Source organism: Phenylobacterium sp., assembly GCF_031425575.1.
Classification (GTDB): domain Bacteria; phylum Pseudomonadota; class Alphaproteobacteria; order Caulobacterales; family Caulobacteraceae; genus Phenylobacterium.
This window is the reverse complement of the sequence record NZ_JANPJP010000078.1, coordinates 1-2,305: the sequence shown is the minus strand read 5'-3', so window position 1 is coordinate 2,305 and position 2,305 is coordinate 1. Positions and strand designations below refer to the sequence as shown.

Annotated in this window: 3 protein-coding genes and 1 pseudogene; 3 read left to right on the top strand and 1 reads right to left on the bottom strand. The window is 66.0% G+C overall.

Features of this window, described 5'->3' with window-relative positions:
- A pseudogene (locus RMO97_RS04330) lies at positions 1-180 on the bottom strand (spermidine synthase); the annotation flags it as partial.
- Positions 181-210: 30 nt separating this feature from the next.
- Here RMO97_RS04330 and RMO97_RS04325 point away from each other — a divergent pair.
- The 3 genes from RMO97_RS04325 (at position 211) to RMO97_RS04315 (ending at position 2,005) form a co-directional block, all read left to right on the top strand.
- Positions 211-540 (top strand): hypothetical protein, encoded by a 330-nt coding sequence (locus tag RMO97_RS04325; protein ID WP_310539314.1) that lies wholly within the window; start codon positions 211-213, stop codon positions 538-540.
- 62 nt (positions 541-602) lie between these two features.
- Positions 603-1,505: a sulfotransferase domain-containing protein gene (locus RMO97_RS04320; protein ID WP_310539313.1), complete on the top strand. Its 903-nt coding sequence runs from the start codon at positions 603-605 to the stop codon at positions 1,503-1,505.
- Positions 1,506-1,579: 74 nt separating this feature from the next.
- Complete coding sequence (locus RMO97_RS04315) at positions 1,580-2,005, top strand: YkgJ family cysteine cluster protein (protein WP_310539312.1); 426 nt, start codon at positions 1,580-1,582, stop codon at positions 2,003-2,005.
- Positions 2,006-2,305: the final 300 nt, after the last annotated feature.

Below are 2,305 nucleotides of genomic sequence, written 5' to 3'. Positions count from 1 at the left end.
CAGCACGCCGCCGTGCTTCACCGCCTTGCGCATCGTGGCCAGGCCGTTGACGGAATAGAGGCTGTCGTTGGCGTCGCGGTTCAGGCCGTCGGGGCCGTTGTCGGTGTCCATCAGGATGAAGTCATAGGGTGGGTTGGCATCGGCCAGCAGCAGGGCCACATCGGCTTGGCGCAGGATCACGCGTTTGTCCCCGAGGGAGCCATTGTACAAATGGGCCAGCGGTCCCTTGGCCCAGGCGATGTGGCCCTGCTGCTGGCCGATGCCAACCCACCCTATGACGTCATCCTGATGGACACCGACAACGGCCCCGACGGCCTGAACCGCGACGCCAACGACAGCCTCTATTCCGTCAACGGCCTGGCCACGATGCGCAAGGCGGTGAAGCACGGCGGCGTGCTGGCCGTCTGGTCGGCCGGCCCTGACCAGCCCTTCGCCGGACGCATGCGCCGGGCAGGCTTCGCCGTCGAGGAGGTGCAGGTCCGCGCCAGCCCTTCGGGCAAGGGCGCCCGCCACATCATCTGGGTGGGCGTGGCCCGTTAGTCGGCGGGATTGAGCCGCGCAGCTGTTCCACTAGGGTGTCGGGCGACATTCAGGGGGACGCTATGACCACGACCGAACCGCGCCGCGCGCGCACCATCGCCGAGTTCAACGACATCGCCGGCAAGTTTTTCGTGCCTCGGGAAATCGGCGCCTCGATCGCCTCCTGGCGGCCCCGGCCCACCGACGTTGTCATCTCGCCCTTCGGCAAGTGCGGCACCACCTGGCTGCAACAGATCTTCCATACCCTGCGCACCGGCGGTGACATGGATTTCGACGACATCTCCCGCGTCGTCCCCTGGATCGAGATGGCGACCGCCGTGAACCTTCCCGTCGAGGCGCCCCAGCGGGCCGAACCCCGCGGGTTCAAGAGCCACCTGGCCCACAATGCCCTGCCGCCCGGGGCGAAGGGCATCGTCAGCTTCCGCGATCCGCGCGACGCCCTGGTATCCATGTACCGCTTTATGGAGGGCTGGTTCCTGGAACCGGGCGCCGTCCCCATCGCCGACTTCGCGGACAACTGGATCGGTCGAGATTCCGGACGCTCCTACTGGGGCCATCTGCTCAGCTGGTGGAACGCCCGCCAGGACCCCGGCGTGTTGATCCTGTCCTACGAACAGATGATTGCCGACCCGGAAACCAGCATCCGCCGGGTGGCCGCCTTCTGCGACATTCCACTGGACGACGCCCTGCTGGCGCTGACCCTGGAGCGATCCTCCCTGCGCTACATGCTGGCCCACAAGGACCGCTTCGACGACGCCATGAACCGAAAGGTGTCGGAAGTCCGCTGCAACCTGCCGGCCGGCAGCGACTCAGCCAAGGTCCGCCAAGGCGGCGTCGGTGCGCACAAGGCCGAACTGACACCCGAGATCATCGCCAAACTCGACGCCCGCTGGCGCGAGCAGGTGACGCCGGTCACGGGGCTTGCAGACTACGCGGCTCTTGAGGCGGCGTTGCGGGCGGAATGACGGCGCGCGTTAAATCCTGCGGCCCGTGCGGCCTGTGCTGCAAGGTCTTTGCGGTGGCGGAACTGGCCAAGCCCATGTCCGCGCCATGCGCCCACCGCGGCAAGGGCGGCTGCGGCATCTACCCTGACCGTCCGGCTAGCTGCCGCAGCTTCGAGTGCGTCTGGCTGATGGATCCTGAGATGCCCCATCGGTTCCGCCCCGACCAGACACAGGTGGTGTTGGATCAGGATGCCGACGCGAAGCGTCTGATCGCCCGCTGCGACACCGCCAATCCCCGAGCCTGGCGCCGTGAGCCCATGTATAGCGCTCTTAAACGCCACGCCGCCGATATCTGGGGAACCGGACGCTTGGTGATCGCGGTAGCCGGGCGTCGGACCTGGGTGATCACGCCGCGCGAGGACGTAGACCTGGGCGACGTGGACCCGGCGGCGGGGTTGAAGGTGGTGGAGGGGTCTCATGGGGTGGTGAGCGTGGAGGTCAGCCCAGGGTCGCAAGCTTGACCGCACGACGTGGCCTGCCGCGTTTGGGCCAAACACGTTGCCGCTTCCGTTCTGGCATCGAGCGCCGCCCTTCGACATCATCTCAGGTCTCGTTGTGTTCGTGTTTTGTTCCTGACAATCTGCGGCACTTATGCACTTGAGATACCAAATCATCTGCGGTAGTTAGATACCGCGTGACAGGCCGGTAAGCTCAGGTGGGTAAGCGCCGTCTCTTGAAAGGAAGAGACGTTGCCCAAGAACGAAGACGAGACGGAGATTGAGGCGCTGCGGCGCGAGAACGCTGGGCTTCGGGAATTGCTG

What these genes read in the sequence shown, in the direction of transcription:
- RMO97_RS04325 (WP_310539314.1), top strand. Translation starts at nt 211, where the DNA reads ATGGGCCAGCGGTCCCTTGGCCCAGGCGATGTGGCCCTGCTGCTGGCC.
- RMO97_RS04320 (WP_310539313.1), top strand. Translation starts at nt 603, where the DNA reads ATGACCACGACCGAACCGCGCCGCGCGCGCACCATCGCCGAGTTCAAC.
- RMO97_RS04315 (WP_310539312.1), top strand. Translation starts at nt 1,580, where the DNA reads ATGTCCGCGCCATGCGCCCACCGCGGCAAGGGCGGCTGCGGCATCTAC.